The sequence below is a fragment of the Shewanella sp. SW32 genome (assembly GCF_025653365.1).
Classification (GTDB): Bacteria; Pseudomonadota; Gammaproteobacteria; order Enterobacterales; family Shewanellaceae; genus Shewanella; species Shewanella oncorhynchi.
In genome coordinates this window covers 25494-48725 of sequence record NZ_JAKKSJ010000013.1, presented here as the reverse complement: position 1 = coordinate 48725, position 23232 = coordinate 25494, and the positions used below count along the sequence as shown (strand labels likewise).

General features: G+C 44.9%; 25 protein-coding genes. 13 read left to right on the top strand and 12 right to left on the bottom strand.

The features are described from left to right. Positions 1-148: 148 nt before the first annotated feature. Positions 149-1096: a patatin-like phospholipase RssA gene (rssA, locus tag L5M28_RS09610; RefSeq protein WP_105252908.1), complete on the top strand. Its 948-nt coding sequence runs from the start codon at positions 149-151 to the stop codon at positions 1094-1096. A 134-nt stretch (positions 1097-1230) separates the two neighbouring features. Here rssA and L5M28_RS09605 read toward each other — a convergent pair whose 3' ends face one another. Further along, entirely contained in the window at positions 1231-2241 is a 1011-nt protein-coding gene (locus L5M28_RS09605; protein ID WP_263203192.1) for an NADP-dependent oxidoreductase, read from the bottom strand. Positions 2242-2387: 146 nt separating this feature from the next. On the opposite strand from L5M28_RS09605, the gene L5M28_RS09600 reads away from it, so the two are divergent. From L5M28_RS09600 to L5M28_RS09570, 7 genes are all read left to right on the top strand, one after another. Then, positions 2388-2876, top strand: coding sequence for a MarR family winged helix-turn-helix transcriptional regulator (locus L5M28_RS09600; protein ID WP_263198649.1), 489 nt, complete (start codon positions 2388-2390; stop codon positions 2874-2876). 120 nt (positions 2877-2996) lie between these two features. Further along, on the top strand, positions 2997-3686 hold the full coding sequence (locus L5M28_RS09595; protein WP_263198648.1) for a hypothetical protein: 690 nt from the start codon (positions 2997-2999) through the stop codon (positions 3684-3686). A gap of 261 nt (positions 3687-3947) precedes the next feature. Further along, positions 3948-6065 (top strand): anaerobic ribonucleoside-triphosphate reductase, encoded by a 2118-nt coding sequence (nrdD, locus tag L5M28_RS09590; protein WP_113938821.1) that lies wholly within the window; start codon positions 3948-3950, stop codon positions 6063-6065. A 104-nt stretch (positions 6066-6169) separates the two neighbouring features. Continuing rightward, positions 6170-6631 carry an anaerobic ribonucleoside-triphosphate reductase-activating protein gene (gene nrdG, locus L5M28_RS09585; RefSeq protein ID WP_198572215.1) on the top strand — a complete coding sequence of 154 codons (462 nt, stop codon included), beginning with the start codon at positions 6170-6172 and terminating at the stop codon, positions 6629-6631. A 114-nt stretch (positions 6632-6745) separates the two neighbouring features. Beyond that, complete coding sequence (locus L5M28_RS09580; protein WP_028760414.1) at positions 6746-7102, top strand: YibL family ribosome-associated protein; 357 nt, start codon at positions 6746-6748, stop codon at positions 7100-7102. A 272-nt stretch (positions 7103-7374) separates the two neighbouring features. Next, a complete protein-coding gene (gene ribA, locus L5M28_RS09575) occupies positions 7375-7989 on the top strand; it encodes a GTP cyclohydrolase II (RefSeq protein WP_006087423.1) in 615 nt (204 codons plus the stop codon). Between the two features lie 57 nt (positions 7990-8046). Continuing rightward, entirely contained in the window at positions 8047-8991 is a 945-nt protein-coding gene (locus tag L5M28_RS09570) for a hypothetical protein (protein ID WP_263203191.1), read from the top strand. Between the two features lie 55 nt (positions 8992-9046). Here L5M28_RS09570 and L5M28_RS09565 read toward each other — a convergent pair whose 3' ends face one another. The 5 genes from L5M28_RS09565 to L5M28_RS09545 form a co-directional block, all read right to left on the bottom strand. Next, positions 9047-9505, bottom strand: coding sequence for a FlxA-like family protein (locus L5M28_RS09565; protein WP_113938817.1), 459 nt, complete (start codon positions 9503-9505; stop codon positions 9047-9049). Between the two features lie 251 nt (positions 9506-9756). After that, a complete protein-coding gene (locus tag L5M28_RS09560) occupies positions 9757-10140 on the bottom strand; it encodes a VF530 family protein (RefSeq protein ID WP_263198184.1) in 384 nt (127 codons plus the stop codon). A 182-nt stretch (positions 10141-10322) separates the two neighbouring features. Beyond that, complete coding sequence (locus tag L5M28_RS09555; protein WP_219252841.1) at positions 10323-11783, bottom strand: carbon starvation protein A; 1461 nt, start codon at positions 11781-11783, stop codon at positions 10323-10325. Positions 11784-11982: 199 nt separating this feature from the next. Beyond that, a complete protein-coding gene (gene btsR, locus L5M28_RS09550; protein WP_028760409.1) occupies positions 11983-12693 on the bottom strand; it encodes a two-component system response regulator BtsR in 711 nt (236 codons plus the stop codon). Continuing rightward, complete coding sequence (locus tag L5M28_RS09545; protein ID WP_028760408.1) at positions 12690-14387, bottom strand: sensor histidine kinase; 1698 nt, start codon at positions 14385-14387, stop codon at positions 12690-12692. Before L5M28_RS09545 ends, btsR begins: the two co-directional genes overlap by 4 nt. Positions 14388-14515: 128 nt before the next feature. Between L5M28_RS09545 and L5M28_RS09540 the strand changes: the two genes are divergently transcribed. Then, positions 14516-14758: a YecH family metal-binding protein gene (locus L5M28_RS09540; protein WP_219252147.1), complete on the top strand. Its 243-nt coding sequence runs from the start codon at positions 14516-14518 to the stop codon at positions 14756-14758. On the opposite strand, the gene L5M28_RS09535 is transcribed toward L5M28_RS09540, so the two are convergent. The 6 genes from L5M28_RS09535 to L5M28_RS09510 form a co-directional block, all read right to left on the bottom strand. After that, positions 14685-14882 carry a hypothetical protein gene (locus L5M28_RS09535; RefSeq protein WP_263198185.1) on the bottom strand — a complete coding sequence of 66 codons (198 nt, stop codon included), beginning with the start codon at positions 14880-14882 and terminating at the stop codon, positions 14685-14687. The genes L5M28_RS09540 and L5M28_RS09535 overlap by 74 nt on opposite strands. Before the next feature lie 228 nt (positions 14883-15110). Next, positions 15111-15455, bottom strand: a complete 345-nt coding sequence (locus tag L5M28_RS09530) for a replication protein RepA (protein WP_263198182.1) — start codon at positions 15453-15455, stop codon at positions 15111-15113. Further along, positions 15442-16110, bottom strand: a complete 669-nt coding sequence (locus tag L5M28_RS09525; protein WP_028760405.1) for an AAA family ATPase — start codon at positions 16108-16110, stop codon at positions 15442-15444. The genes L5M28_RS09530 and L5M28_RS09525 overlap by 14 nt, the downstream gene beginning before the upstream one ends. 76 nt (positions 16111-16186) lie before the next feature. Beyond that, entirely contained in the window at positions 16187-16489 is a 303-nt protein-coding gene (locus L5M28_RS09520; protein ID WP_105252894.1) for a PilZ domain-containing protein, read from the bottom strand. A gap of 158 nt (positions 16490-16647) precedes the next feature. Then, positions 16648-17052 carry a phosphate-starvation-inducible protein PsiE gene (locus tag L5M28_RS09515; RefSeq protein ID WP_263166792.1) on the bottom strand — a complete coding sequence of 135 codons (405 nt, stop codon included), beginning with the start codon at positions 17050-17052 and terminating at the stop codon, positions 16648-16650. Positions 17053-17310: 258 nt separating this feature from the next. Beyond that, positions 17311-17820 carry a DUF2062 domain-containing protein gene (locus L5M28_RS09510; RefSeq protein WP_028760402.1) on the bottom strand — a complete coding sequence of 170 codons (510 nt, stop codon included), beginning with the start codon at positions 17818-17820 and terminating at the stop codon, positions 17311-17313. 32 nt (positions 17821-17852) lie between these two features. On the opposite strand from L5M28_RS09510, the gene L5M28_RS09505 reads away from it, so the two are divergent. The 4 genes from L5M28_RS09505 to L5M28_RS09490 are packed head-to-tail and all read left to right on the top strand — an operon-like array spanning position 17853 to position 23198. After that, on the top strand, positions 17853-20171 hold the full coding sequence (locus L5M28_RS09505; protein ID WP_263198180.1) for a DNA internalization-related competence protein ComEC/Rec2: 2319 nt from the start codon (positions 17853-17855) through the stop codon (positions 20169-20171). Between the two features lie 32 nt (positions 20172-20203). Beyond that, positions 20204-22012: a lipid A export permease/ATP-binding protein MsbA gene (gene msbA / locus L5M28_RS09500; RefSeq protein ID WP_219252834.1), complete on the top strand. Its 1809-nt coding sequence runs from the start codon at positions 20204-20206 to the stop codon at positions 22010-22012. Further along, positions 22013-23032, top strand: a complete 1020-nt coding sequence (gene lpxK / locus L5M28_RS09495) for a tetraacyldisaccharide 4'-kinase (RefSeq protein ID WP_263203189.1) — start codon at positions 22013-22015, stop codon at positions 23030-23032. It abuts the gene before it with no gap. After that, on the top strand, positions 23019-23198 hold the full coding sequence (locus tag L5M28_RS09490; RefSeq protein WP_006081200.1) for a Trm112 family protein: 180 nt from the start codon (positions 23019-23021) through the stop codon (positions 23196-23198). Before lpxK ends, L5M28_RS09490 begins: the two co-directional genes overlap by 14 nt. Positions 23199-23232 lie beyond the last annotated feature (34 nt).

The window sequence follows — 23232 nt, the reverse complement described above, 5'->3', positions numbered from 1 at the left end:
TAGAAAGTGCACCATTTATGCTCTGTTGATTGTATTTATTTACATTGGTATTACAACCTCTTAATTGTGTCGTTTTTACCGATTGACAGTGGATATGGCAGGATTTTACGTTATCGTGTACTGCATTGAGTTACAGGAGAAATGATTTATGGCTAACGGAACAACCCCTTCGGTAGGTATTGCCTTGGGCAGTGGGGCGGCGAAAGGTTGGGCACATATAGGTGTATTGAATGGTTTAGCTGCCATGGGTATTAAGCCCGATAAAGTGGCTGGATGTTCGGTGGGGGCTTTAGTGGGTGCCGCTTACGCCCATGATCATTTACCCGAGTTAGAAAAATGGGTGCGCGGTTTTTCTAGTTGGGACGTGCTTGGCTTGATGGATATTCGATGGCGTAAAGGCGGGCTTATCGGTGGAGACAAGGTGTTCGATGTGCTGCATGCACGTATAGGAGATGTGAATATTGAGAATCTCAATCGTCCCTTTGCAGCCGTCGCGACTGACTTATACTCTGGTCAGGAAATTTGGTTTACTGAAGGGGATTTACGGCAAGCGGTACGGGCCTCTTGCTCCATGCCGGGGATTTTAGCCCCGGTCAGACAAGGAGAACGCTGGTTAGTCGATGGTGCTGTAGTGAATCCTGTGCCTGTTTCGGTCAGCCGTGCCATGGGCGTTGATGTAGTGATTGCAGTGGATTTATATGGCTATCATTCTGGGCGTATCCAAGTGTTACCCGTGAATATGACCAGTCAAAGGACTGTCCAAGCTGAAATGGATATGCCAGCGCGACAAGAAACGGGCTTTATGGATTTATTTGCCCGTGGCCGAGATTATGTCAGTAACCTAACCGATAAGTTTTCACTCGGTACTAAATCGAATCCGGGGATGATTGCTGTGATGTCGCAATCTATGGGTATTTTAGAGCAAAGGCATAAACGGGCGCGGTTGATGGGCGATCCACCAGATATTTGTATTGTGCCAGAGGTGGGAAATATCGGCACTATGGAGTTTCACCGTGCTGATGAGGCGATTGCCGCCGGCGAAGCGGCGGTGGAGAAAGTCGCCCACTTGATTGAAGCAGCGCTCTGGAAGGGCTGATGAGTCAAAATGTAGAGTTAAAAGTTTTATATAGATAGCGTTTGATTGCCAGATAAACAAAAGTCGGTATCACTTTTGCGATACCGACTATTTGCTATCTCATATTGAGATGTTTATACCGCTTTGTTGGTGACTTAGGCTAGTTTTACCAACATTTTACCGCGATTCTTACCTTCAAATAGACCGATAAAAGCATCAGGTGCTTGTTCAAGCCCTTGATAAATTGTTTGTTCTGCTTTGACTTTGTCTTCCGCTAACCATTGAGCCATTTTTGCGGTGAACTCAGGATAATGCGCCCAATGTTCGGATACGATAAAACCTTCTAACTTGAGTTTTCGCATTACAATTAGGGCTAAGTTGTCAGGGCCAGGTGTTGGAGTTGTGTTGTTATATTGCGAAATCATACCGCAAACAGCGATACGTCCATGATCTTTCATATTGCTCAGCGCTGCGGCTAAATGCTCGCCACCGACGTTCTCAAAATACACGTCAACCCCTTCTGGCGCAGCTTTTGTCAACGCTTGGGTGAGATTGCCACAAGTCTTGTAATTGATGACCGCATCAACACCATAACTTTTTAATAATTCAGCTTTTTCATCTGAACCGACAGAGGCTATTACACGAGCACCTATTAGTTTACCAATTTGGCAGGCTACGCTACCTACTGCGCCAGAGGCTGCGGAAACGAACAGTTTCTCACCCGCTTTTAAATCTGTAATGTGAGTCAGTCCTGTCCAAGCAGTCATGCCTGGCATTCCGAGTACGCCGAGGAAATGTGAATTATCAAGCGTAGTTAGTGGTAAAGCTGTCAGTCCTGCGGTATCTGTGACTGCGTGTTCACGCCAACCTAGCATGCTGCTGACTTTAGTACCAACCGGGAACTCGGTGTTTTTTGACGCGATAACTTCACCAATCGCACCGCCTTCTAAGACTTGATTTAAGGCGAAGGGCGGAACATAACTCTTGCGATCAACCATGCGCCCGCGCATGTAAGGGTCAACCGACATCCATAGATTTTTAATCAGCACTTGTCCATCAGCGAGAGGTGCTAACGCTTTATTTACTAAAGTAAAGTTCTGTGCTGTAGGCATGCCTTCTGGGCGACTAGCTAGATGGATTTCACGGGTTTCAGTCATACTCTTCATAAAAACTCACCTTTTGTTTGTGCGCAAACTAATGATGTTAACTCTACGTGGCTTTAAGATCGAATGCAAATAGTTTGCGCGCAAACTAGATGGGGTGGGACAGATCGGATAAGATAGCGTTATGTTTAAATCACAGGCGCTTAAACGTGCAGAATTGCTTACCTCAACCTGAGCTAGACGCTACAAAACAGACTCATAGCCAAGCTTCTAGCGATCCACTCTGTTTATCCGATAATGTTTGTTTCGCGTTATATTCTGCGAGCAATGCATTAGTGCGTGCTTATCGGCCTCTACTCGAGGCATACGAGTTAACTTTCCCTCAATATTTAGTGATGCAAACCCTGTGGCGTCAAAACGGCTGCAGCCAAACCCAGCTATCAATGGCGACTAAACTCGATATGGGAACCCTAACGCCAATCGTTAAGCGCTTAGAGGTAAAAGGCTTGATCACGCGTTTGGCCTGCGTTGAAGATGAGCGGAAAAAATTGATCACTCTGACGACTCAGGGAGAGGCGATTAAGCATGAAGCCCTAGCCTTGAAACAAACTTTGCTGAATAAAGTACAAATGGATGCAGAGGCACTCGATTTGTTGAGGCGGCAATGTCTTGCCCTTATTGAAGATTTACAGTCCTAGAGATAAAGCTACTGGTGCTGTTCGCTACCCGAGAATTCAGGCTCTGCACAGATTAATACTTGATTGGCTTAGTTTTTGCTTTAAAACCGTCATTGAGTCTTAGACGCCGAATTTTTGACGATGAATTCTATTTTAAATGCCTTTAATCTTAATCGCAGCAGTGCCAGTATCGCCGATGCCTATGGTGCCAATAGCCAAAAGACGAGCACGGCTAAAACCGATACTACGATAGAAACAAATAAAACGCAGACGGATGCTACCAAACCCGATAACGGTAAAACCGATGAGATAGCGCTGTCGCCAAGGGCGCAACGCGCACAGAAAATTCAATCGATGGCGAAGGATTTTTTTGCCGATGGTCAATTTGGCGTCGCCGATATTCCCGCATTGGTGTCGCGCTTACAAAAAGATGGCATTTTATCGGATGTGCAACTCGAGCGTTTATCGAAAAACGGTATTACAGTGCCGAGCACAACAACGCCGACTAAACAATCGTTGCAAGATTTTTTAGATGATGAAATCAAGTCATTAGCTAAAAAATCACCTAATAATCCTCTTATCAATACCTTAGTAGATGCTAAGAACGTCTTAACCAATATGGATGATGCTCAGTCGCCGGTGCTAGCCCAGAAGGCCACGAAAGTCCTTAGCCAATTGACGGATTATTTGAATTCTGAACCTCCGCTTACGGATGCTCAAAAGCAGCAGTGGCAGGGGCTAAAATCTATGATGCAACTTGCTTCATCTATGGGGGTACATCAATCTGCATCGGGCCAACTCAGTAGTTATCTTGCGCTTGCTAAACGTTAATTCACATCCATAGTGCGTGATAAACACAAATTGTCACGCATTCAACTAGCTGGGTTTAATCAGCAGGTCAAGGCGCAATTTTCAGATAATTGGGCCTAGCTGCAGTTCTGGTTTGTTCTTTTATTTCATCCTAAAAACTATGATCTGGATCATGGACTCCTTACCGTCATTGTAGCCTAATGCTCTACATATTGTGTTTTGTGCTTTTAAAATCACTAGATGTAGTGTTAATTTTTAGGCGAGATGGAGAGGAACTGAACAATGCCAGTCGTAATTAAGCGTGATGGTTGCCGCACACCTTTTGATGAAACAAGGATACGGGATGCAGTGAATGCCGCTGCAAACTCAGTTGGAATAGAGGATGGCGACTATGCAGCGACAGTGGCAGCGTGTATCAGTCAGAGCGTCGCGCCATTAGCAGAAGTCGATATCCACCATCTACAAGATGCGGTTGAGAATTTACTGATGGAAGGGCCGTACAAGTCCCTGGCGCGGGTGTATATCGAATACCGTCACGACAGAGATGTGTGCCGTGAAGCGACCAGTAAACTCAACCTCGAAATCCGTGGTTTAGTTGAGCAAAGCAATGCGGCTTTACTCAATGAAAATGCTAATAAAGATTCAAAAGTCATTCCTACTCAGCGGGATTTACTCGCGGGCATAGTCGCCAAACATTACGCCAAGAGTCATATTTTGCCAAAGGATGTGGTCGCTGCCCATGAAGCGGGCGAGATCCATTACCACGACCTAGATTACTCGCCGTTTTTCCCGATGTTTAACTGCATGTTGATTGATTTAGCTGGCATGTTGACCCACGGCTTTAAAATGGGTAATGCCGAAATTGAAACCCCTAAGTCTATTTCAACAGCGACAGCGGTGACCGCGCAGATCATTGCCCAAGTGGCGAGCCATATCTATGGCGGCACAACTATCAACCGTATCGATGAAGTGTTAGCGCCATTTGTCGCTAAGAGCTACGACAAGCATTACCAAATTGCCCTGAATTGGAAGATTACCGACGCCAAAGCCTTTGCCACGGCGCAAACTGAAAAAGAATGTCACGATGCATTCCAGTCTTTGGAATATGAGGTCAATACCTTACACACTGCCAATGGCCAAACACCGTTCGTGACCTTTGGATTTGGTTTAGGTACGTCGTGGGAATCGCGCTTAATTCAGCAATCTATGCTCAAAGTGCGGATGGCGGGATTGGGTAAAAATCGCAAGACGGCAGTATTCCCTAAGCTAGTGTTTGCGATTCGTGATGGCATTAATCATAAAGCGGGCGATTGCAATTACGATGTAAAACAGATGGCGCTCAAATGCGCGACAATGCGCATGTATCCCGACATTCTCAACTACGAGCAAGTCGAGAAAGTGACCGGTTCATTTAAAACCCCAATGGGCTGCCGTAGCTTTTTAGGCACCTATGAAGAAAATGGCGAGCTTGTGCATGAAGGGCGCAATAATTTGGGAGTGGTCAGTTTAAACCTGCCGCGGATTGCCTTAGAAGCCAATGGCGATGAGGCTGAATTTTATCGCATTTTAGATGACAGATTAGTATTAGCCCGTAAAGCACTGGATACCCGTATTGAGCGACTGAACGGTGTTAAAGCCCGCGTGGCACCTATCCTCTATATGGAAGGCGCCTGTGGTGTACGCTTGCGCGCTGATGATGATGTGGCGCAAATCTTTAAAAATGGTCGCGCTTCGATTTCACTCGGTTACATTGGCCTGCATGAAACCATGAATGCACTCTATGGCACCCAAACCCATGTATTTGACGATGCACAATTAAGGGACAAAGCCGTTGCTATTGTTGCTTATCTTAAAGCGGCTACCGATGCGTGGAAGGCCGAAACAGGTTATGGCTTTAGTCTGTATAGCACGCCAAGTGAGAGTCTCTGCAGCCGTTTTTGTAAACTGGATGCGAAGCAATTTGGCCTAGTCACAGGGGTGACGGACAAGGGCTATTACACCAATAGTTTTCACCTCGATGTGGAAAAAAGTGTTAACCCTTACGATAAAATTGATTTTGAACAGCCATATCCCGCTATCGCGAACGGTGGCTTTATTTGTTATGGCGAATATCCCAATATGCAGCATAACCTCGAAGCGCTGGAAAACGTCTGGGATTATAGCTACAGCCGCGTGCCTTACTATGGCACTAACACGCCAATTGATGAATGCTACGACTGTGGCTTTACCGGTGAATTTAGTTGTACCAGTAAAGGGTTCACTTGCCCTAAGTGTGGCAATCATGAGCCTAGTCGGGTTTCTGTGACGCGCCGTGTGTGCGGTTACTTAGGCAGTCCTGATGCGCGGCCCTTTAATTATGGCAAGCAAGAAGAAGTAAAACGCAGGATCAAACACTTGTAACACTATTACCTTATTCTGCCTGTTAGACTTATTCCGTGGCATCAAATAGTGCCACGGGATGAGTGTCAGTGTTAAAAGATGAAATGCACTATGAGTGACCATCAATGAATTACCATCAGTATTTCCCTATCGATGTGGTCAATGGTCCTGGTACGCGTGCGACCTTGTTTGTTTCTGGTTGTGAGCACCAGTGCCGGGGTTGTTACAACCAAAGCACGTGGGATCCCCGTTCTGGGCATGTGTTTGATAGGACGATGGAAGATAGGATTATTGCCGATCTTAATGATAAGCGGATTGTGCGCCGTGGTTTATCGCTTTCGGGCGGAGATCCTTTATTGCCTGTCAATCTCAGTGCCATTTTGACGCTCGTCAAACGAGTCAAGGCTGAGTGTAAGGGGAAGGATATTTGGCTGTGGACAGGTTATGTGCTCGATGAGTTGAGTGATGAACAGCGCGCCGTGTTGGCCTATATTGATGTGCTGGTGGACGGAAAATTTGAACAAAGTCTTGCCGATCCGAGTCTCGTGTTTCGCGGTAGCAGCAATCAGATCATTCGTTTGTTATAAAAGCGGTAACGAGGATCTGTAACTTGCTGCTATAATCTCAGGCCTTGACACAGACGCTAGCATAATCAGGCTAAGATTTTACTGTGGCTAACTTAGGTAATTTAAGGTAACAGAATGAATTTAAAGCAAGAACTGCAGCAGCTTAACGATAAATTAGATAAATTTCGTCGTAAACTTGCTGCGGCTGAACAAAGAGGCGATGACGTCATTATTGCCCAGTTCAAACGCGAAATCGCTGCGGTCACTAAGCAAATCGGCAGTGTGAAAGGACAACAAACCCGCTTATTGAATAAGCAAGGGTCAGATATCAAAGGTTTGCCTTTCCATCGTGCTTTGACAAAAGCGGAACAAGCAGACATGGGCAAACTGAAAAAGTCTGTCAAAGGGCTTGTGGTAATCCACCCTATGACGGCTATCGGCCGTGAAATGGGGCTAACGGAAGTTACTGGATACGCTCCCGCAAAATTTTAATGTGGGATTGGATGTCACTGGCACGGGATCGAGTGTCGATCACGTGTTTGTGCTCCTGTATTTAATGCACTGCTTCGTTTTAATCCATTCCTTCGTGCTGCCCATCGAAAAGACATTCATGTTTGGTTTAGTTGATTAAAACACTAAAGTATTTCTGGATTGTTCGAAAACACTTTAGAATAGTGCGCTTAGTTGGCTAAGTGCCTAATCCTCGTTTTGTTTCTAGGGATCTTATTCGTCTCATGGAATGAGAGTTGTCGTTAAGGTTAAGTATGTCGATAAAATATGTCGCGACGTCAAAGTTACCCACTCCTTGGGGCGTGTTTGCCATGCATGGTTTTGAAGATACCGAATCAGGTAAAGAGCATGTTGCGCTCACATTCGGTACTCTCAGTGCGGATGAACCTGTGTTGGGCCGTATTCATTCCGAGTGTTTAACCGGCGATGCTTTATTTAGCTTGCGTTGTGACTGTGGTTTTCAGTTACAAGCTGCCATGCAAAATATTGCGGAAACGGGCAGTGGCTTTATCCTCTATTTACGCCAAGAAGGCCGTGGCATTGGTTTGCTGAATAAAATTCGCGCCTATGAGCTGCAAGATAAAGGCGCCAACACGGTTGAAGCCAACGAGCAACTCGGTTTCGAAGCGGATATGCGTAAATACGACATGATCAAGCCTATGCTGGAACAGATAGGGGTGAAGCATGTGCGTTTGATGACCAATAATCCGCGTAAAGTGAAAGCGATGAAGGAGTTTGGCATCGAAGTGGTTGAGCGCGTACCACTGCAAGTTGGTAAAAATCGTTATAACGAAGCGTACTTAAAAACTAAATCCACTGAGCTTGGACACATGATGTCTGAATATCATTTTATGGATGAAAATAAGTAGTTTTGTCATCATGATGAGTCGACCGATTGAGTTAAAAATGAGGAAGGTTTAAGTCAATTGAGCCATTGTTTCAGTCGGTTGCTATTAAGCTTGTCGCTAATGTGCTTGGCATTACTGAGCGTTATTCCTACCACCTTTGCCGATAGTATTTCCGCTACAAATACATTCATATCTGCATCTCAAGCGGATGATTCCGGCTTTTCTATCAATCATGCACCTAAAAATGCTAATGGTAGTAATCCGATAGAAACTAGCACTAATCCAAATTCTGTTTACGCCTTTGGTAGTTATCTTGGCACTGGCGTTTACCGCGCTGCAAACCAAAATGCGACCGTCGTTAGCATTCCGTTAAGCTTTGATTTGAAGAAAGATAGCGGTAGCCAAACTTGGTTACGATTACCTATCTCCTTTGGTTTTTTTGATTATCTAGCCAAAGATATCACTGAAGGTGAGTTGCCGTCGTCGATAGGTACTATGACAGTTACCCCAGGTTTTGAGCATCATTGGCAGGCGAGCGAAAATACTCGAATGGAAGGGTATTTAGATATCGGTTTTGGCACTAACTTCGATAAAAACGATAACGTTGCTATTATCGCCTCAGGGATCAGTAGCTTGTATGACTTTATCTTAGCAGGGCAGGATGCTGTGTGGGTATCGAGATTACGCTTTGCTGGGTACAGCGAGCACTATGGTAAGTTTTCTGATCAATTTGCAGTACTACAAACAGGTGTTGATTTAGGGTTAGCACCACGCTGGCAATGGTGGGATCTGCAGGTACAACCAAGGATCTTTGCTGTAGGCTATTGGTATTTCAATGAACTTAGATTTATTAGCGAGATAGAGCAAGATACTATTGTTTCTGGTAGCTATGAGGCAGGCTTCTCGCTTGCCTTTTCTAAGCCGTTAGGCGGTGAATTATTGAGTGTTGATCGCATCGGATTCAGTTATCGTCGTGGCGATGGGCTCAATGTTTGGCGTTTAATGTTCAGCTTTCCCATCTAAGTGGGTTAACGATAGTCAGTTGGTCTTGTATTAGTTTAGTAGAATACTGTTTCAGTTAATCTGACTTTTTACTATCTTGCATCTTTTTATCCAACAAGGTGGCGATTTGGCCACTAAGTAACATTATTTGTTCTTGCAGCATTTTACGTTGCTGATCTGCAGCTTCTGAGTCATCTCCCTTGAGCTTGGATAATATTTCTTGTAATTCTTTTATTTTTTCTTTTATTTTGTCTATTTGTTCATCAATTAATGTCTTAGGTTCTTCTTTTGGAGTTACTTCAGCTTCATTTTTTTTAGCTAATGCTTTTTCTCTCAAAGGGGCCCCAAAGTCGTTGGATAAAGCCTCGCGGCCCGCATTAGAAATGGAGACTGTGTCTTGGGTATCTTGTGAGCCAGCGGACTCACTATTCGCTGTTGGTGTTTTTGTTGCGGCTGGTGTCGCTGCGATATATGCGCCCGATACGGTGGTGAAACCTGAGCCAGTTGCGTTACTATTTATTCCATTAATGTTCATTCAACACTCCATTCATGCAAATTTGGATGATGCTACACTTTTATCGGCCATCAATTTGAAAACTGAAGTCACTTTTTGTCGCTCGGCCAAAAAGAGTGCTTCTTCATGGCTCACAGCCTCTTAGTAAACGCTATTAGTCACAATTAAATTAAAGGTGTGGGTTAGTGAAAAATCGATGAGTTATTGATTCATTCTAACAATACAGCCCTTATTTAGGGCTGTTCACGTTTTATGGCTGCAGAGGGCGAAGATTAACTGTTACCCCAAATATGGCTATTTACTTTGTCATCTGTGTTAGGTTTATCGCTTTTAGCTGACTTGTCAGGGGGAGTTTGATTGGTTTTCTTCGTCGCAATTTTTGCCGCAGGCTTCTTAGTCGCTTGACTAGAGTCTGCTTTGGGTGGCGGCAAGGGTAATTTATTGGCTCTTAAATAAAGATATTCGACTTTATCCCGCGCCCACTCTGTTTTTCTCAAAAAACGTAAACTGGATTTGATGCTGGGATCGTGGGTAAAACAGCGGATATTAATTCTTTCACCTAATTCTTCCCAGCCGTATTTCTCGACTAAATAAGTGATGATCGTTTCCAGTTTAATGCCGTGGAGCGGGTTATTCGATTGATTCATATTATGCATGTTGCAGTGTGCTATGGCGGGAGTATAGCAGTTTTGTATGCCTGATACAGTGTGGAATGGTATCGAGTCAAGCTTGAATACCTTGCTAGCTTAAACCTGTGATAGCTGTTATTGGTGGAGCAGTATGATCAAAACAGGCGCAATAAAGCGCCTGTTTTAGGTTGGTCATTTGGACTGTTTGACTAGTCTTTGACTGGCTCTTTAAGCTCAGTTTCAACCGGTAAATCAATTTCGCCTTTACCTTTGGTTTTCACAATCAAGAGTGCTGTAATCACTAAGGTTGTGACTATGCCCGCTATGGTTGATACCGTCATAGGTAAACCTGCGCCTAAGGTTGACGAGTTCAGTAGGAAGGTGATAACCACAGTGGTCATAAACATCGCTGGAATTGTCGCAATCCAATGTAGTTTGTTATGTCGTAGCAGGTAAGCCGAAGCCGTCCACAGCATTAATACTGCAGTGGCTTGGTTTGCTACACCGAAGTAGCGCCAAATCACACCAAAGTCCACTTGGGTCAATATGCCGCCGATAACAAACAGTGGGAGAGCTAACACTAAGCGCTTTGGTAGTGAGATTTGTGGCATATTGAAAAACTCAGCCAGAATCAAACGCGCTGAACGAAAAGCCGTATCGCCTGAGGTAATCGGCAGAATAATCACTCCTAGGATAGCCATAAAGCCACCAATAGCGCCTAACAGACCAGTAGATGCCTCATAGACGACGTTGGCAGGGTTACCTGACATGCCCGCACTTAACCCTTCTACTCCGCCAAAGTAAGACAACGCGATGGCACACCAAAGCAATGCGATAATGCCTTCGCCAATCATGGCACCAAAGAAGACGAAGCGACCATTAGTCTCATTTTCAACGCAGCGGGCCATTAACGGTGATTGAGTAGCATGGAAACCCGATACCGCGCCACAGGCAATAGTGATGAATAGGGCAGGCCAAAGTGGCATGTCGTTCGGATTTAAGTTTTGGAAGAAATCGCCCGCTTGTACGTTAGGCAGTAAGGTGTGCTCGCTTGATAGCATAATTGCGAAAGCTAAACCAAACGACATGAAGAACAATAAAGCGCCAAAGAAGGGGTACAGACGACCGATAATTTTATCGACAGGTACCACAGTTGCAATCAGGTAATAGACGAAGATTATACCAACGAAGATACTGACATCCCAACCAGTAAGCTTGCCAAGTAAGCCAGCAGGCGCAGAGATAAAGACCACACCGACGAGCAGTAACAGCACAATAGCAAACACGTTCATGAAGTGTTTGGCGCTCTTACCTAAATACTTACCCGCAAGGTTTGGCACGGATTGACCGCCATTGCGCACTGACAACATACCGGAGAAGTAGTCATGTACTGCACCTGCAAAGATACAGCCAACCACAATCCATAACATGGCTGCAGGACCATAGAGTGCACCTAAGATAGGACCAAAGATTGGGCCTACGCCTGCAATGTTTAATAATTGAATTAGATAGACTTTGCCTTTAGACATAGGCACAAAGTCGACGCCATCAGTTTGACTGAAAGCGGGTGTTTGACGATTAGCGTTAATGCCGAAGACTTTCTCGACAAAGGCGCCGTAGATAAAGTAGCCGCCGATCAGTAGACCGACACAGAGTAGGAACCACATCATTTTTGTTATCTCCCCATTTGAGTTCTGGCGAGTGTAAACAAGTTGTTGATATAAAACTTTGTAATCTCAATGAGTGGTCGAAAATGCAGTGTGAGCGGCAATAGGCGAGCTTAAGTGGTTACCATTTTATGTTAACGGTGAGTGCTGTTGGCCATCTTATGGCTAAAAATACGTCGCTAAGATGACTTTTGGATTGTGTTTATTGAAAGCCAAATAGCTGTTTAAGGCTTTTAAGATAGCGGCGTGATACGGGTACTTTATCGCCTAAATGAGTGGTGACTTCAGCCCCTGTATCTAACAGCTCAATTTCAGCAATCGCCTTAGGTGAAATCAAATACTGCCGATGGCAGCGCACCAGTGGGGTTTTTTCTTCGAACACTTTCAAGGTCAACTGGGTATGGACTTTGCCTTTCGTGCTGGCCACATGGATGCCGCTTAAGTCACTGAACACATATTCCACATCTTGGATTGCAATGACTTTGAGTTTATTGCCGCTGTAGCAGGGAATATGTTCAAGACTCTTTGGGGTAATGGAGTCCATAGCCTGAGGCGTTAGATTTTTACGCACGCGAGTGAGGGTTTTACTGAGTCTGTCGGCATCTATGGGTTTGAGTAAATAATCGAAGGCATGATTGTCGAAGGCTTTGACGGCAAACTCGTCGTAGGCGGTGACAAACACGATTTTCGGCATGTCATCGGGGTCGAGCATTGCAATAAGTTCCATGCCCGAAATGCGTGGCATTTGGATATCAAGAAAGATTAACTGAGGTTTTTCTTTGGTTATGCTCTGTAATGCCTCAATAGCATTGGCGCATTGACCGACGATTTGGATGTCGTGTTCTTGCCCCAAAAGGTCAGCTAATTCTTCACGAGCAAACAGCTCATCATCGACAATTAAACAAGTGATCACGTGCGGTTATCCATATTTGATGTTTCAGGGCTTTCTATGGGCAATCTTATGGTGACACGAGTCAATTGATCGGGCTCGCACTCCACTGTCACGCCGTATTGTTCGCCAAAAATATTTTGAATTCGCTTATGCACTAAGTTCATCCCTAGGCCTTCTGATCCCTCAATGGGCTGATACAACCCAGCATTGTCTGTGACTTCTAGCTCCAACACATCATTTTCGAGCTTGCCTGTCACTTTAATCTGCCCTTGTTCAATCATGTGCGAAGTGCCGTGCTTTACGGCATTCTCAATAATTGGCTGCAGGGTAAAGGCGGGGACTTTACAGTGGTAGAGTGATTCAGGTATCGCGATACTGACTTGTAATTTATCAATAAAACGCGCTTTTTCAATGGTGAGATAGGACGCTATGTGATCTAGCTCATCCCCAAGCGTCACTAAGCCTGTCGTTCGCTTTAAATTGATCCGTAAAAATTGCGATAACTGCTGCAGTAGCTGCTTAGACATATCAGGATCACGTTTGATAATCGCGCTAATGGTATTCAGTGCATTAAATAAAAAGTGCGGATTGACTTGAGCCTGCAGTAATTTAAGTTCGGCTTGAGTCAGTAGATTTTGCTGTTGCTCAAAACGCCCATAAAGAATTTGGTTCGATAACAGGCGGGCAATACCTTCACCTAAAGTACGGTTGATATTCAAAAAAAGTTTATTCTTAGGCTCATAGAGTTTAATCGTGCCAATGACTTCGGTATCACTGCGCAGCGGGATCACTAGACTTGACCCTAGACGGCAATGAGAAGAAATAGAGCATGCATAGGGCGTTTCAACGCCATCGGCGAACATGACCTTATTTTGATTGATGGCTTCTAAGGTGATTTTGGACGAAATCGGTGTACCTGGGAGATGGTGATCGGCGCCTATGCCAATAAAGGCTAACAGTTTTTCCCTGTCCGTGATGGCCACTGCACCCACATTGGTTTCTTCGATGACGATTTGGGCGACATGACTACTACTTTCTTCGTTAAATCCTTTGGATAGTAATCCGACACTGCGTTCGGCAATTTTTAATGCCTTAGTCGAAAAGCTCGATGAGAGTTTATCAAACATGGTTTTTTGGTCACGGATCATGCTCATAAAGAGTGCCGCTCCCACGGAGTTCACTAACAACATGGGCGGCGCGATTTGACGTACCAATTCCCATGCATCATCGAAGGGGCGTGCGACCAAAAGTATGATGCTCATTTGCATCATTTCAGCATAAAAAGTCACTAGGCAAACGAGTAATGGATTGTAGATGAGCTCACTTTTATCTGCGCGTCTTAAGTAGAAGCTTATCATCCCTGCGGATAAGCCTTCTAAGGTGGTGGAGATGGCGCAGGCTATATCAGTAAAGCCGCCCATACTGTAGCGGTGTAGCCCACCAGTCAGCCCCACCAGAAAACCAGTAACCGGTCCTCCTAATAATCCGCCTAAAACTGCGCCCATAGCACGAGTGTTGGCAATCGCTCCCGAGGTTTGCTCACCAAAATAAGTGGCCATGATGCAGAAACTCGAAAAAATCAGATACATAAAAATCTTATGTGGCAGACGAGGAGACGTTTCGGCAAACAGTTTAAACAGTGGCGTTTTACTGACTAAGTAAACGATCACTAAGTACAGCGACATCTGTTGGGTCAGTAATAGGATCAAAGACATAATGGCTCACATTATCGTCACAGATGTCGGCGCAGTCGTCCCCATTTGAAAGTTTGTGCGCGAGATCAGGGTTCGAATTTAACCGTTAGGATATAAAGAACAATAATATTGCATCTTTAGGAGGACATATGTCCAATTCTGTTCACGGTCATGATGTTATGGCGCTGATGGTAGCTCAAGGGGCCGCTATTATAAAGCCTGAATTAATTTCCATGATGGAGCAAAAGTTTGGCTCGGCGGCTCGATACCATACTTGTAGTGCAACTGATTTGAGTGCCGAAGCATTAATTGAGTTACTCATAGGTAAAGGTAAGTTTTACGAAACGTCCCAAGGTATTCAACTTGTAGCTGGGCGAAATTGTGAGCATTAATACCCATCGTATTAAATATCTGTTCATTCAGCGGGAGATCAAAGCGCTTTAGACAAGGCAAAGGCTTGAAGGCATAGTGGTGCCCTGTCAAAAGCCTTAAACGCAGTATAAAGCGCGATGCCATTAACATCAGCCGCCCTTCGGGAGCCACAGGCATTCCACTCCGGTGTTACATTACTTAAAAGGGAATGACCATTTCTGCGTCAATGCGCCTTGGATTGAGATGCCCGTGAGGCTCTGAACTGACTAACTATTTAATGTGATTGGTATAATACACAGTGACCATTGCGTACTCATTTTATTTCGCTGGTTAGTTTTTAGTCACTTAGATGTGTAATTATTTTGTTGAAGCTTAGGCTTCATCATGGCGCTTATTTGCAATTTGCTCCTGCTGTGCGGGTGTGAGTTGGGTAAATTCATTGATCAAAATACGCAGTAATCGAGATTTTGCAATATTGGTGGATTTCGATAGGGCATCAAGCTGAGAAATGCTGTTTTCAGTGAGGGTAAAGGTCGCGTGGCGATAAATCTTAGTCGATTTTTTATCTAAGCCCTTAACTATGGTATGTGTGGTGGGCGCAGCTAATAAACTCGCCTTACCTAAGGCGTAGTTATTGGCATCTTCAATGAAATCATCGACAGAAACCGGCTTGGTGATTTGCTTAGGTTTCTTACGTTTAAGATCAGTTAAGCTCATAGCTATTTTCTGGTGGCATTGCGAATAACTCATCCGCTATGGCGCGGATCTCATCGGCTGCTTTCCCATCGGGTTCTATTTCGACGACTGAAGAGCCTCTTTCTTCACTGTCATCATAAATATTTCGGCAAAATGTAACTGAATTTAGCACCCTTAGTCCAAAGGATTGCACCACATCTTTGGCTTCTAAAATGCGTTTAAACTGTGTGGGAAGCGCTGGGCATTGGGTGAGCACTATAGTCGCGATCATTTTAGGATTCACCATCTTACAAGTACTTAGCATGTCTTCCATGTGGGGTAATGTTTTGAGATCGCGTCTTTTAGGTCTGAGGGGGATCACAACATAAGTCGCTACCGACATAGCTGCGCGCATGGCTAAGTTATCTTGGCCACCACAATCTACAATTACGTAGTCAAAACGCTCATTGAGGCTGAGTAAATCATTACGAATCTTGCCGTAAAGTTGGATGCAATTAATGCTTGGGAGGCTTGGATCATTATTTCTTGCTTGGATCCAATCTGAAGTCGTGCGTTGGGGATCACAATCGACCATGAGGACGTTTGCCTGAAATTTTTGCTTAATATAAACGGCAAGATTTTGAGCGAGACAACTTTTTCCGCTACCACCTTTTTCACCACCTACCAGCAAGATCATACTGACGCCCCTTAATGAATTGTTCAATTCATTGAGTGTAGAACAGAGCCATTAAAGCTGCGAAATTTAAGTTAAATTAAAGCAGTTGCATAGCAATATGGTAGCTTTGGTCATGGCATCTCGCGCAACGGCAGACTTGTCCTTTAACGGTATTTTGTTGGGTTGAATTGGGATTAAAGGTCACTTCGATGAGTTCCCCGAGTGCAAACGGATTTTTATAATCGAATAAAATGCCGCGTCTTGCTAAGTCGATACACACACCTTCATCAGTTTGCTTCATGCCTTGAGTGTCGATCCAATTCAAGACCACACGCTCTGCTTCCATGTCGACTCGCAGTGATGTGCGTTTTTCTTCAAAACCAGTAGTATGGTCACCCATAACTCAATTGCCCCGTAAATTATTGATCTCAGTAAAACTAGCATAATTGCTTTTTGGCAGAATACCAATGTGAAAGCTAGGTCTTTGATAATAGTTTTAAAACGAGAACAGCAGGTGCCATTGATTTAGGTTTCAATAGCACCAACTCAGGTATTTGATTAATTGTCGTATTCTTGATTTTTTGGATAAGGCATTTTTAATTGGCCCCAACGAATCACAATCACGGTTGCCGCTAAAATTAGCGTCGATAATGATATTGCTGCGATACGCCAGTCTTCCATGCTCTTCATATCTAAGATTAGGTAACGGGCCAAGGCGACAATCGCAATATAAAGCGGCATACGTACTGGTAACTTACCGGATTCATAGTAGTTAGCCACCATGGCTAACACTTCTAAGAAAATAAATAACAAGAGTAAATCGGCCAGTGCGACCATACGTACAGAGATGATATGCACAATTTCTTGGCCTATTGCGACTATGGTGGCAATGGCAATAATAAATAGGACTAAGTGTTCAACGGCTTTGAGGCTTTTAGAACCATATTGATGATAAAAAGGCATGGATATTCCCTACTTGATGTTTTTATAAATAGTAACAGCAAAAATCTGTTTTTAGGGAAAAGCTAGGTGCCGCTGTGTGATTTAATTCACAGATATGTACGATCTTAAATTCGGCGCAAAGTGGAGTTAACGTGGTTGTATTGTAGAAGGTGATTCACATGATGAACAAAAGGGAAGCGAGAGCGAATGTGTTAATCCGCTTATGCTGTTACCTCGACTCAATCGTTGTACCAACATAAGCGGTTTGAATATAAAAGATTATTTATTCTTGCGTTTCTGCCACTTAAACATAATTGAATATTTCCACAGATTATTAATCAGCAAATAACCGACAGCGGAAAAAACCACTCCTAGCACGAGACACCCGAGTAAGAATGCCGGACCTATAGTCGCAAGCGATGCTTCAATCCATTGCCAACTTGCTTCGAAGGCAAAATCTTGCGGAGCATGGCCGAGTATTTTAGCTCCGAGCAAATACGCCCCATAAAACATCACTGGCATAGTTAAGGGATTGGTTATCCATACTAATGCAACTGAAACGGGAATATTAACATTAAATAGAATGGCAAAAGCCGCTGCAACAACCATCTGAAATGGCATGGGGATCCAAGCGACAAATAACCCTACGGCAAATGCGCCTGGGGCGGATTTTCGATTAAGTGCCCATAGATTGGGATTATGTAACAAGCGTCCGAACATGCGTAAGTGTTTATGCTCACGCAAGGTTTCAGGCTTAGGCATAAATCTTTTAATTAATTTTTTTGGCATATGCTGAAATTGCTGTCTTAACTTAATTCACTATGAATCGATTCATGTTTGGCTTTAGTGCCATCTTGTTATCAGCGATGTTATGGCCTTCGCTGCCGCCAGTCAGTTACATACCCTACCTTGTTGTTGGGGCGTTAATCTTACACCGAAAAATCCCTGTCTGTGCAGGTGGGCTCTTTGCGGTAGCATGGCTAACTGGTTTTTGCTTAGGATTATCTAGGCAGGATTTGCCAGTGTTACAACAACCTATACAGGTAAGGGGCGAAATCATATCACTAGTTAGTCGAAACAGCGACTGGCTAAGTTTGGATATATCGCTCATTAAACCAAATTTAATCTTAGGGCCAAACGCAAAATTGCGACTCACGTGGAAAGATCCGCCAGAAGTCGATGTGGGTCAGGTTTGGCTGTTTACGTTGACACCTAAGAGCATTACTAGCGTGCTAAATCAAGGCGGCTACAACGAACAAAAACAATTAATCAGTCAACATGTTGTCGGTAAAGGACGAGTGATTGAGGCGCAGTTACTTGCGGTTTCGCCTTCATTGCGTAATGACCTCATAAGCGCATTGACACCTGAATTAGCCTCTTTACCTCAAGGTGACATTTTACTCGCTTTGCTTTTGGGGGATAAGCATTTGATCTCACAAGCTCGTTGGCAAGCACTAAGGCAGACTGGCACTGGCCATTTAGTGGCGATTTCCGGTTTGCACCTCTCCGTTGTCGCGGCATGGGTATACGCTTGCCTTTTGTTTGGATTGAGTCGTTTTGTGTCACATCAGAGTCGACGAAATATGACTTTTGCGTTAGTCGCGGCAGGTATAGGCGCAGCATTTTATGCCTATCTTGCAGGCTTTGGTGTGTCGACTCAGCGTGCACTCGTGATGATTTTACTGTTAATGCTACTGAGTTTATTAAAGCGATTTTCTACTGCGTGGGAGCGCTTGCTGTTTGCATTGTTTGTCGTATTGTTACTCGACCCGCTTGCTTGTTTAAGTGCGGGATTTTGGCTGTCGTTTTGTGCTTTAGGGGTGATTTTATATACCTTAGTCATCCAGCCCAAAGAGTTTACGGCTGTGTCGACTCGAAGGACGCGTGTAGGCGCGGGGCTTTTGCAATTTTGGGCCATCCAGTGGCGCTTGAGCCTTGGGCTTGGATTACTGCAAGGAGCACTCTTTGGTGGTGTGAGTTTACACAGCTTATGGATGAATATCCTAGCTGTGCCATGGTTTAGTTTTGTTGTTATCCCATTCGCTATGGCGGGATTTATATGCTGGTGGGTTGGTACAGCGTTTGGGTTCTCTTGGTTGGGACTGCTTCGCCTAAGTGATTGGAGTTTATCACCCTATTCGCAGTTGCTAGACATAAGCCAGCAATTGCCAGCCCATTGGTTAGCGCTTTCAGATACGATATTAGCCTTGGGGTTATCCGCACTCATCGGTGGTGTGTTATGGCGCTATGTGCCTAAAAATAAAAATTATACTTCTTGGTTAAGCCTGCTGAGTTTACTGTTTATTCCCGCTTTGCTTTTCTGTATTACGCTGTGGTCACCCGTTCAAAATAATCGATGGGCTATGCATTTACTGGATGTGGGCCAAGGTTTAGCTGTGGTTATTGAAAAGAATGGTAGAGGGCTGGTTTACGACACCGGTGCCGCCTTTGGTGATGACTTCAGTTATGCGGAGCGGGTGATATTGCCTTTCCTAAAAGCCAAAGGCATTCAAGAGATTGATTATATTGTTATCAGCCATAGCGATAACGATCATGCAGGTGGTGCCCCTGTTTTGATTGAGGCTTACCCTAAGGCTTTAGTGATCACAGACGTGGCAGGCTTTAGCGGCCAAGATTGCCGCCCAAGGCAGATTCAATGGCAAGGGCTGAGCTTGAATTTGCTTTCCCCGCCTCAAGCGTTAGCGGGTAATAATGGTTCCTGTGTTATACGCATTGATGATGACAGGCAGAGTCTACTGCTTACGGGGGATATCGAAAAGCAAATCGAAACCTCGCTATTAAGTCGTACCTTAAGTGGTGAGTATGAGTTACAAAGTGAAGTGCTTGTTGCGCCCCACCACGGCAGTAAAACCTCGTCAACTGAAGCCTTTATTGATGCTGTTGCACCCAAGTTAGTCTTGTTTCCTGCTGGTTTTGCTAATCGCTGGGGGTTTCCAAAATCCACAGTGGTTGAACGGTATCAGCAACGGGAGATTATGGGCCTAACTACAGGTATAGAGGGGCAGATTAGTGTGATTTTTCAGCAGTCTGAGCGAGAGGTTAAGACCTATCGTGGTGATTTAGCGCCATTTTGGTACAACTCTCTGTTTAGATTTGGTGACTTGATTAATCCAGAGTAGAATGCCTACTTTGCCATAATTTAGTGTTATCAATGACAACATCTCCTAAAGACGAAATGTGGACAGTTTTCAAACGATTACTGGGCTATATAAAACAGATGAAAGGCATGTTTATGCTTTCAGTTGCGGGATTAATTATTTATGGTCTCGTCGATGCCGCCTTTATCGCTTTCATCGGCCCCTTTATTGATAAGGGTTTCTCCGGCGGCGCACCTGCTGCGGTGACCAACGGCATAGCATTGCCAACCAGTGAAGGTTTCCACGCAAACAACGACGTGCTTATGATGGCGCCGCTTGTGGTTATCGTTATGTTTTCCCTACGTGGCTTTGCTAACTTTGTTTCGACTTACGGCATTTCATATATGAGTGCACGTTTGATCATGGACATGCGTCAGCAAGTGTTTGAGCATTATCTGAGCCTGCCTGTCAGTTATATGGATAAGGAAAATACCGGTAACTTGATTTCAAAAGTCACCTTCGATACTGAGCAAATCGCCAGAGCATCGGGAAGTGCTTTGATTTCCATAGTCCGCGATAGTGTGACTGTGTTTGGTATGCTGGTGCTGATGTTCTATAACTCTTGGAAGCTATCCCTCTGTATTCTTGTGATTGGTCCTATCATGGGCATGGTCATTGCGGTGGTTAGTCGTCGTTTCCGCAAGGTCTCTAAGCAAATTCAAACAGCCATGGGCGGGGTGAGTGCGACTACGGAGCAAATGATTAAAGGCCATAAAAACGTATTGGCCTTTGGTGGACAGGAAACAGAAGCAACCCGTTTTGCTAAAGTAAACGATCAAAACCGCCATCAAAATATGAAGTTAGCTGTGGCACAAGCCATTAGTCAGCCTTTGATCATGATTATTGGCTCATTCGCCTTAGCCTTTGTACTTTATGCGGCAAGCTTAGACAGCATGAAAGCCGATCTTACCGCGGGTACTTTCGCGACGATTCTTGGCGCTATGATGGCCATGTTACAGCCCATCAAAAACTTAACCCGAGTGAATGCCGAATTTCAACGGGGTATTGCGGCTTGTACCACAGTGTTTGAATTACTGGATACGCTGCCAGAGTCCGATACGGGAACTTATACTGTTGAGCGTGCTAAGGGGCATTTACGTTTTGATAATGTGTGTTTTACCTATGACAGCCAAGATCGTCGTGCACTTGAGAATGTCGATTTTGAAGTCAAACCTGGGCAAACCTTAGCCTTAGTTGGACGTTCTGGCTCAGGTAAGTCGACTATTGCGAGTTTAGTGACCCGTTTTTATACGGGCCTTGAATCCGGTGATATTCTGCTTGATGACGTCAGCATCTACGATTACTCGCTAAAATCGCTGCGCAATCAAGTGGCACTGGTATCGCAACAGGTGACCTTATTCAACGATACGATTGCCAATAACATCGCTTACGCCTATCCAGGTGAAGCCACTCGTGAGCAGATCATTGAAGCTGCAACCTTAGCTTATGCGATGGAGTTTATTGATCAGCTGCCCCAAGGCCTTGATACCCAAGTGGGTGAGAATGGTGTGTTATTGTCCGGTGGTCAAAGGCAGCGGATTGCGATTGCGCGCGCTATGCTACGTGATGCGCCTGTGTTGATCCTCGATGAAGCGACCTCCGCACTGGATACTGAGTCAGAAAAAGCCATTCAAAAAGGGTTAGATAACCTCAGACAAAACCGCACATCTGTAGTGATCGCCCACAGGTTGTCGACCATCGAAAGTGCCGATCAGATTTTAGTAGTCGATCAGGGGCGTATCGTCGAGCGCGGGACGCACCAAACACTATTGGAATTAGATGGCATGTACGCCAAATTATACCAAATGCAATTTGGTAGTTAGATGCAGGCCTTAGTGAATAAAATCTGGTATCAGGGCCATCCACTGCGATGGCTCTTGTTACCGTTATCTGGCTTATTCGCGGTTATCACTTATGTGCGCCGCGCTTTGTTTCACCTAGGGATGAAATCACAAACTGTAATGCCTGTACCTGTCATCGTCGTCGGTAATATTACCGTCGGTGGCAGCGGTAAGACGCCAACTGTGATTTATCTGATTGAATTACTTCGCCAACATGGATTTCACCCCGGTGTGATCAGTCGTGGTTACGGTGTTGATATTCAAGGCGTTAAATCGGTTTGCTTAGGTGCAAGTGCGGCAGAGGTGGGTGATGAACCTGCCATGATAGTGGCGCGTACTCAAGTGCCCATGGTGGTTGGCGCTAAACGGGTCGATGCGGCTAATGCGCTTATTGCTGAGTTTGGTGTCGATGTCATCATCTGTGACGATGGCCTACAGCATTATGCTCTGGCACGCGATATTGAGCTGGTGGTGATTGATGGTCAGCGCGGTTTAGGTAATGGCTTGCTATTGCCAGCAGGTCCATTGCGTGAAGGCGCGTGGCGTCTCGATACCGTGGATTTTATCGTCAGTAATGGCGGCCCAGCGGCAAAAGGGCAGTTCGAAATGCAACTGACACCTACGGCAGTGAAGCCTGTTAAATGTGATGCGATGTCTGGTGAAAATACTTTCGATAAGTCTTTGCCGCTCGTTGCGATGGCGGGCATAGGTAATCCAGCGCGTTTCTTTGAATCGTTACGCGCACAAGGCTATCAACTGGCCTTCTGCCATGGTTTTGATGACCATCAGGCCTACGATAAAACCCAGTTAGGTGATTTAGCCCAAGGTTTGCCACTGTTGATGACAGAAAAAGATGCGGTTAAATGTCGCGATTTTGCACAAGAAAACTGGTGGTATTTGGCGGTCGATGCCAAGCTATCCCCACAATTTGATGAACAGCTGCTCGCACGTCTTCGCGAGGTGGCTGCAGCTAAACAAGGAAACTTCCATGGCATTCGATAAAAAATTGTTAGATATAGTGGCTTGCCCTGTGTGTAAGGGAAAACTTGAGTACGATAAAACGACGCAGCAGTTGATTTGTAAGGCTGATAAGCTGGCCTATCCGATCACTGAAGGTATCCCTGTGTTATTGGAAAATCGTGCTGTGCCACTGACCGAATCAGTCTAGTGTGATGTGAATGCGCGTATTGTCTCATACGCGC

What these genes read in the sequence shown, in the direction of transcription:
- L5M28_RS09560 (WP_263198184.1), bottom strand. Translation starts at nt 10,140, where the DNA reads ATGCATAATATGAATCAATCGAATAACCCGCTCCACGGCATTAAACTG.
- L5M28_RS09525 (WP_028760405.1), bottom strand. Translation starts at nt 16,110, where the DNA reads ATGATCTTGCTGGTAGGTGGTGAAAAAGGTGGTAGCGGAAAAAGTTGT.
- L5M28_RS09595 (WP_263198648.1), top strand. Translation starts at nt 2,997, where the DNA reads ATGAATTCTATTTTAAATGCCTTTAATCTTAATCGCAGCAGTGCCAGT.
- L5M28_RS09605 (WP_263203192.1), bottom strand. Translation starts at nt 2,241, where the DNA reads ATGAAGAGTATGACTGAAACCCGTGAAATCCATCTAGCTAGTCGCCCA.
- L5M28_RS09535 (WP_263198185.1), bottom strand. Translation starts at nt 14,882, where the DNA reads ATGGCATCGCGCTTTATACTGCGTTTAAGGCTTTTGACAGGGCACCAC.
- L5M28_RS09555 (WP_219252841.1), bottom strand. Translation starts at nt 11,783, where the DNA reads ATGATGTGGTTCCTACTCTGTGTCGGTCTACTGATCGGCGGCTACTTT.
- L5M28_RS09540 (WP_219252147.1), top strand. Translation starts at nt 14,516, where the DNA reads ATGTCCAATTCTGTTCACGGTCATGATGTTATGGCGCTGATGGTAGCT.
- msbA (WP_219252834.1), top strand. Translation starts at nt 20,204, where the DNA reads ATGACAACATCTCCTAAAGACGAAATGTGGACAGTTTTCAAACGATTA.
- L5M28_RS09510 (WP_028760402.1), bottom strand. Translation starts at nt 17,820, where the DNA reads ATGCCAAAAAAATTAATTAAAAGATTTATGCCTAAGCCTGAAACCTTG.
- ribA (WP_006087423.1), top strand. Translation starts at nt 7,375, where the DNA reads ATGTCGATAAAATATGTCGCGACGTCAAAGTTACCCACTCCTTGGGGC.
- rssA (WP_105252908.1), top strand. Translation starts at nt 149, where the DNA reads ATGGCTAACGGAACAACCCCTTCGGTAGGTATTGCCTTGGGCAGTGGG.
- L5M28_RS09565 (WP_113938817.1), bottom strand. Translation starts at nt 9,505, where the DNA reads ATGAACATTAATGGAATAAATAGTAACGCAACTGGCTCAGGTTTCACC.
- nrdD (WP_113938821.1), top strand. Translation starts at nt 3,948, where the DNA reads ATGCCAGTCGTAATTAAGCGTGATGGTTGCCGCACACCTTTTGATGAA.
- L5M28_RS09505 (WP_263198180.1), top strand. Translation starts at nt 17,853, where the DNA reads ATGAATCGATTCATGTTTGGCTTTAGTGCCATCTTGTTATCAGCGATG.
- L5M28_RS09515 (WP_263166792.1), bottom strand. Translation starts at nt 17,052, where the DNA reads ATGCCTTTTTATCATCAATATGGTTCTAAAAGCCTCAAAGCCGTTGAA.
- nrdG (WP_198572215.1), top strand. Translation starts at nt 6,170, where the DNA reads ATGAATTACCATCAGTATTTCCCTATCGATGTGGTCAATGGTCCTGGT.
- L5M28_RS09580 (WP_028760414.1), top strand. Translation starts at nt 6,746, where the DNA reads ATGAATTTAAAGCAAGAACTGCAGCAGCTTAACGATAAATTAGATAAA.
- L5M28_RS09530 (WP_263198182.1), bottom strand. Translation starts at nt 15,455, where the DNA reads ATGAGCTTAACTGATCTTAAACGTAAGAAACCTAAGCAAATCACCAAG.
- lpxK (WP_263203189.1), top strand. Translation starts at nt 22,013, where the DNA reads ATGCAGGCCTTAGTGAATAAAATCTGGTATCAGGGCCATCCACTGCGA.
- L5M28_RS09520 (WP_105252894.1), bottom strand. Translation starts at nt 16,489, where the DNA reads ATGGGTGACCATACTACTGGTTTTGAAGAAAAACGCACATCACTGCGA.
- L5M28_RS09545 (WP_028760408.1), bottom strand. Translation starts at nt 14,387, where the DNA reads ATGTCTTTGATCCTATTACTGACCCAACAGATGTCGCTGTACTTAGTG.
- L5M28_RS09490 (WP_006081200.1), top strand. Translation starts at nt 23,019, where the DNA reads ATGGCATTCGATAAAAAATTGTTAGATATAGTGGCTTGCCCTGTGTGT.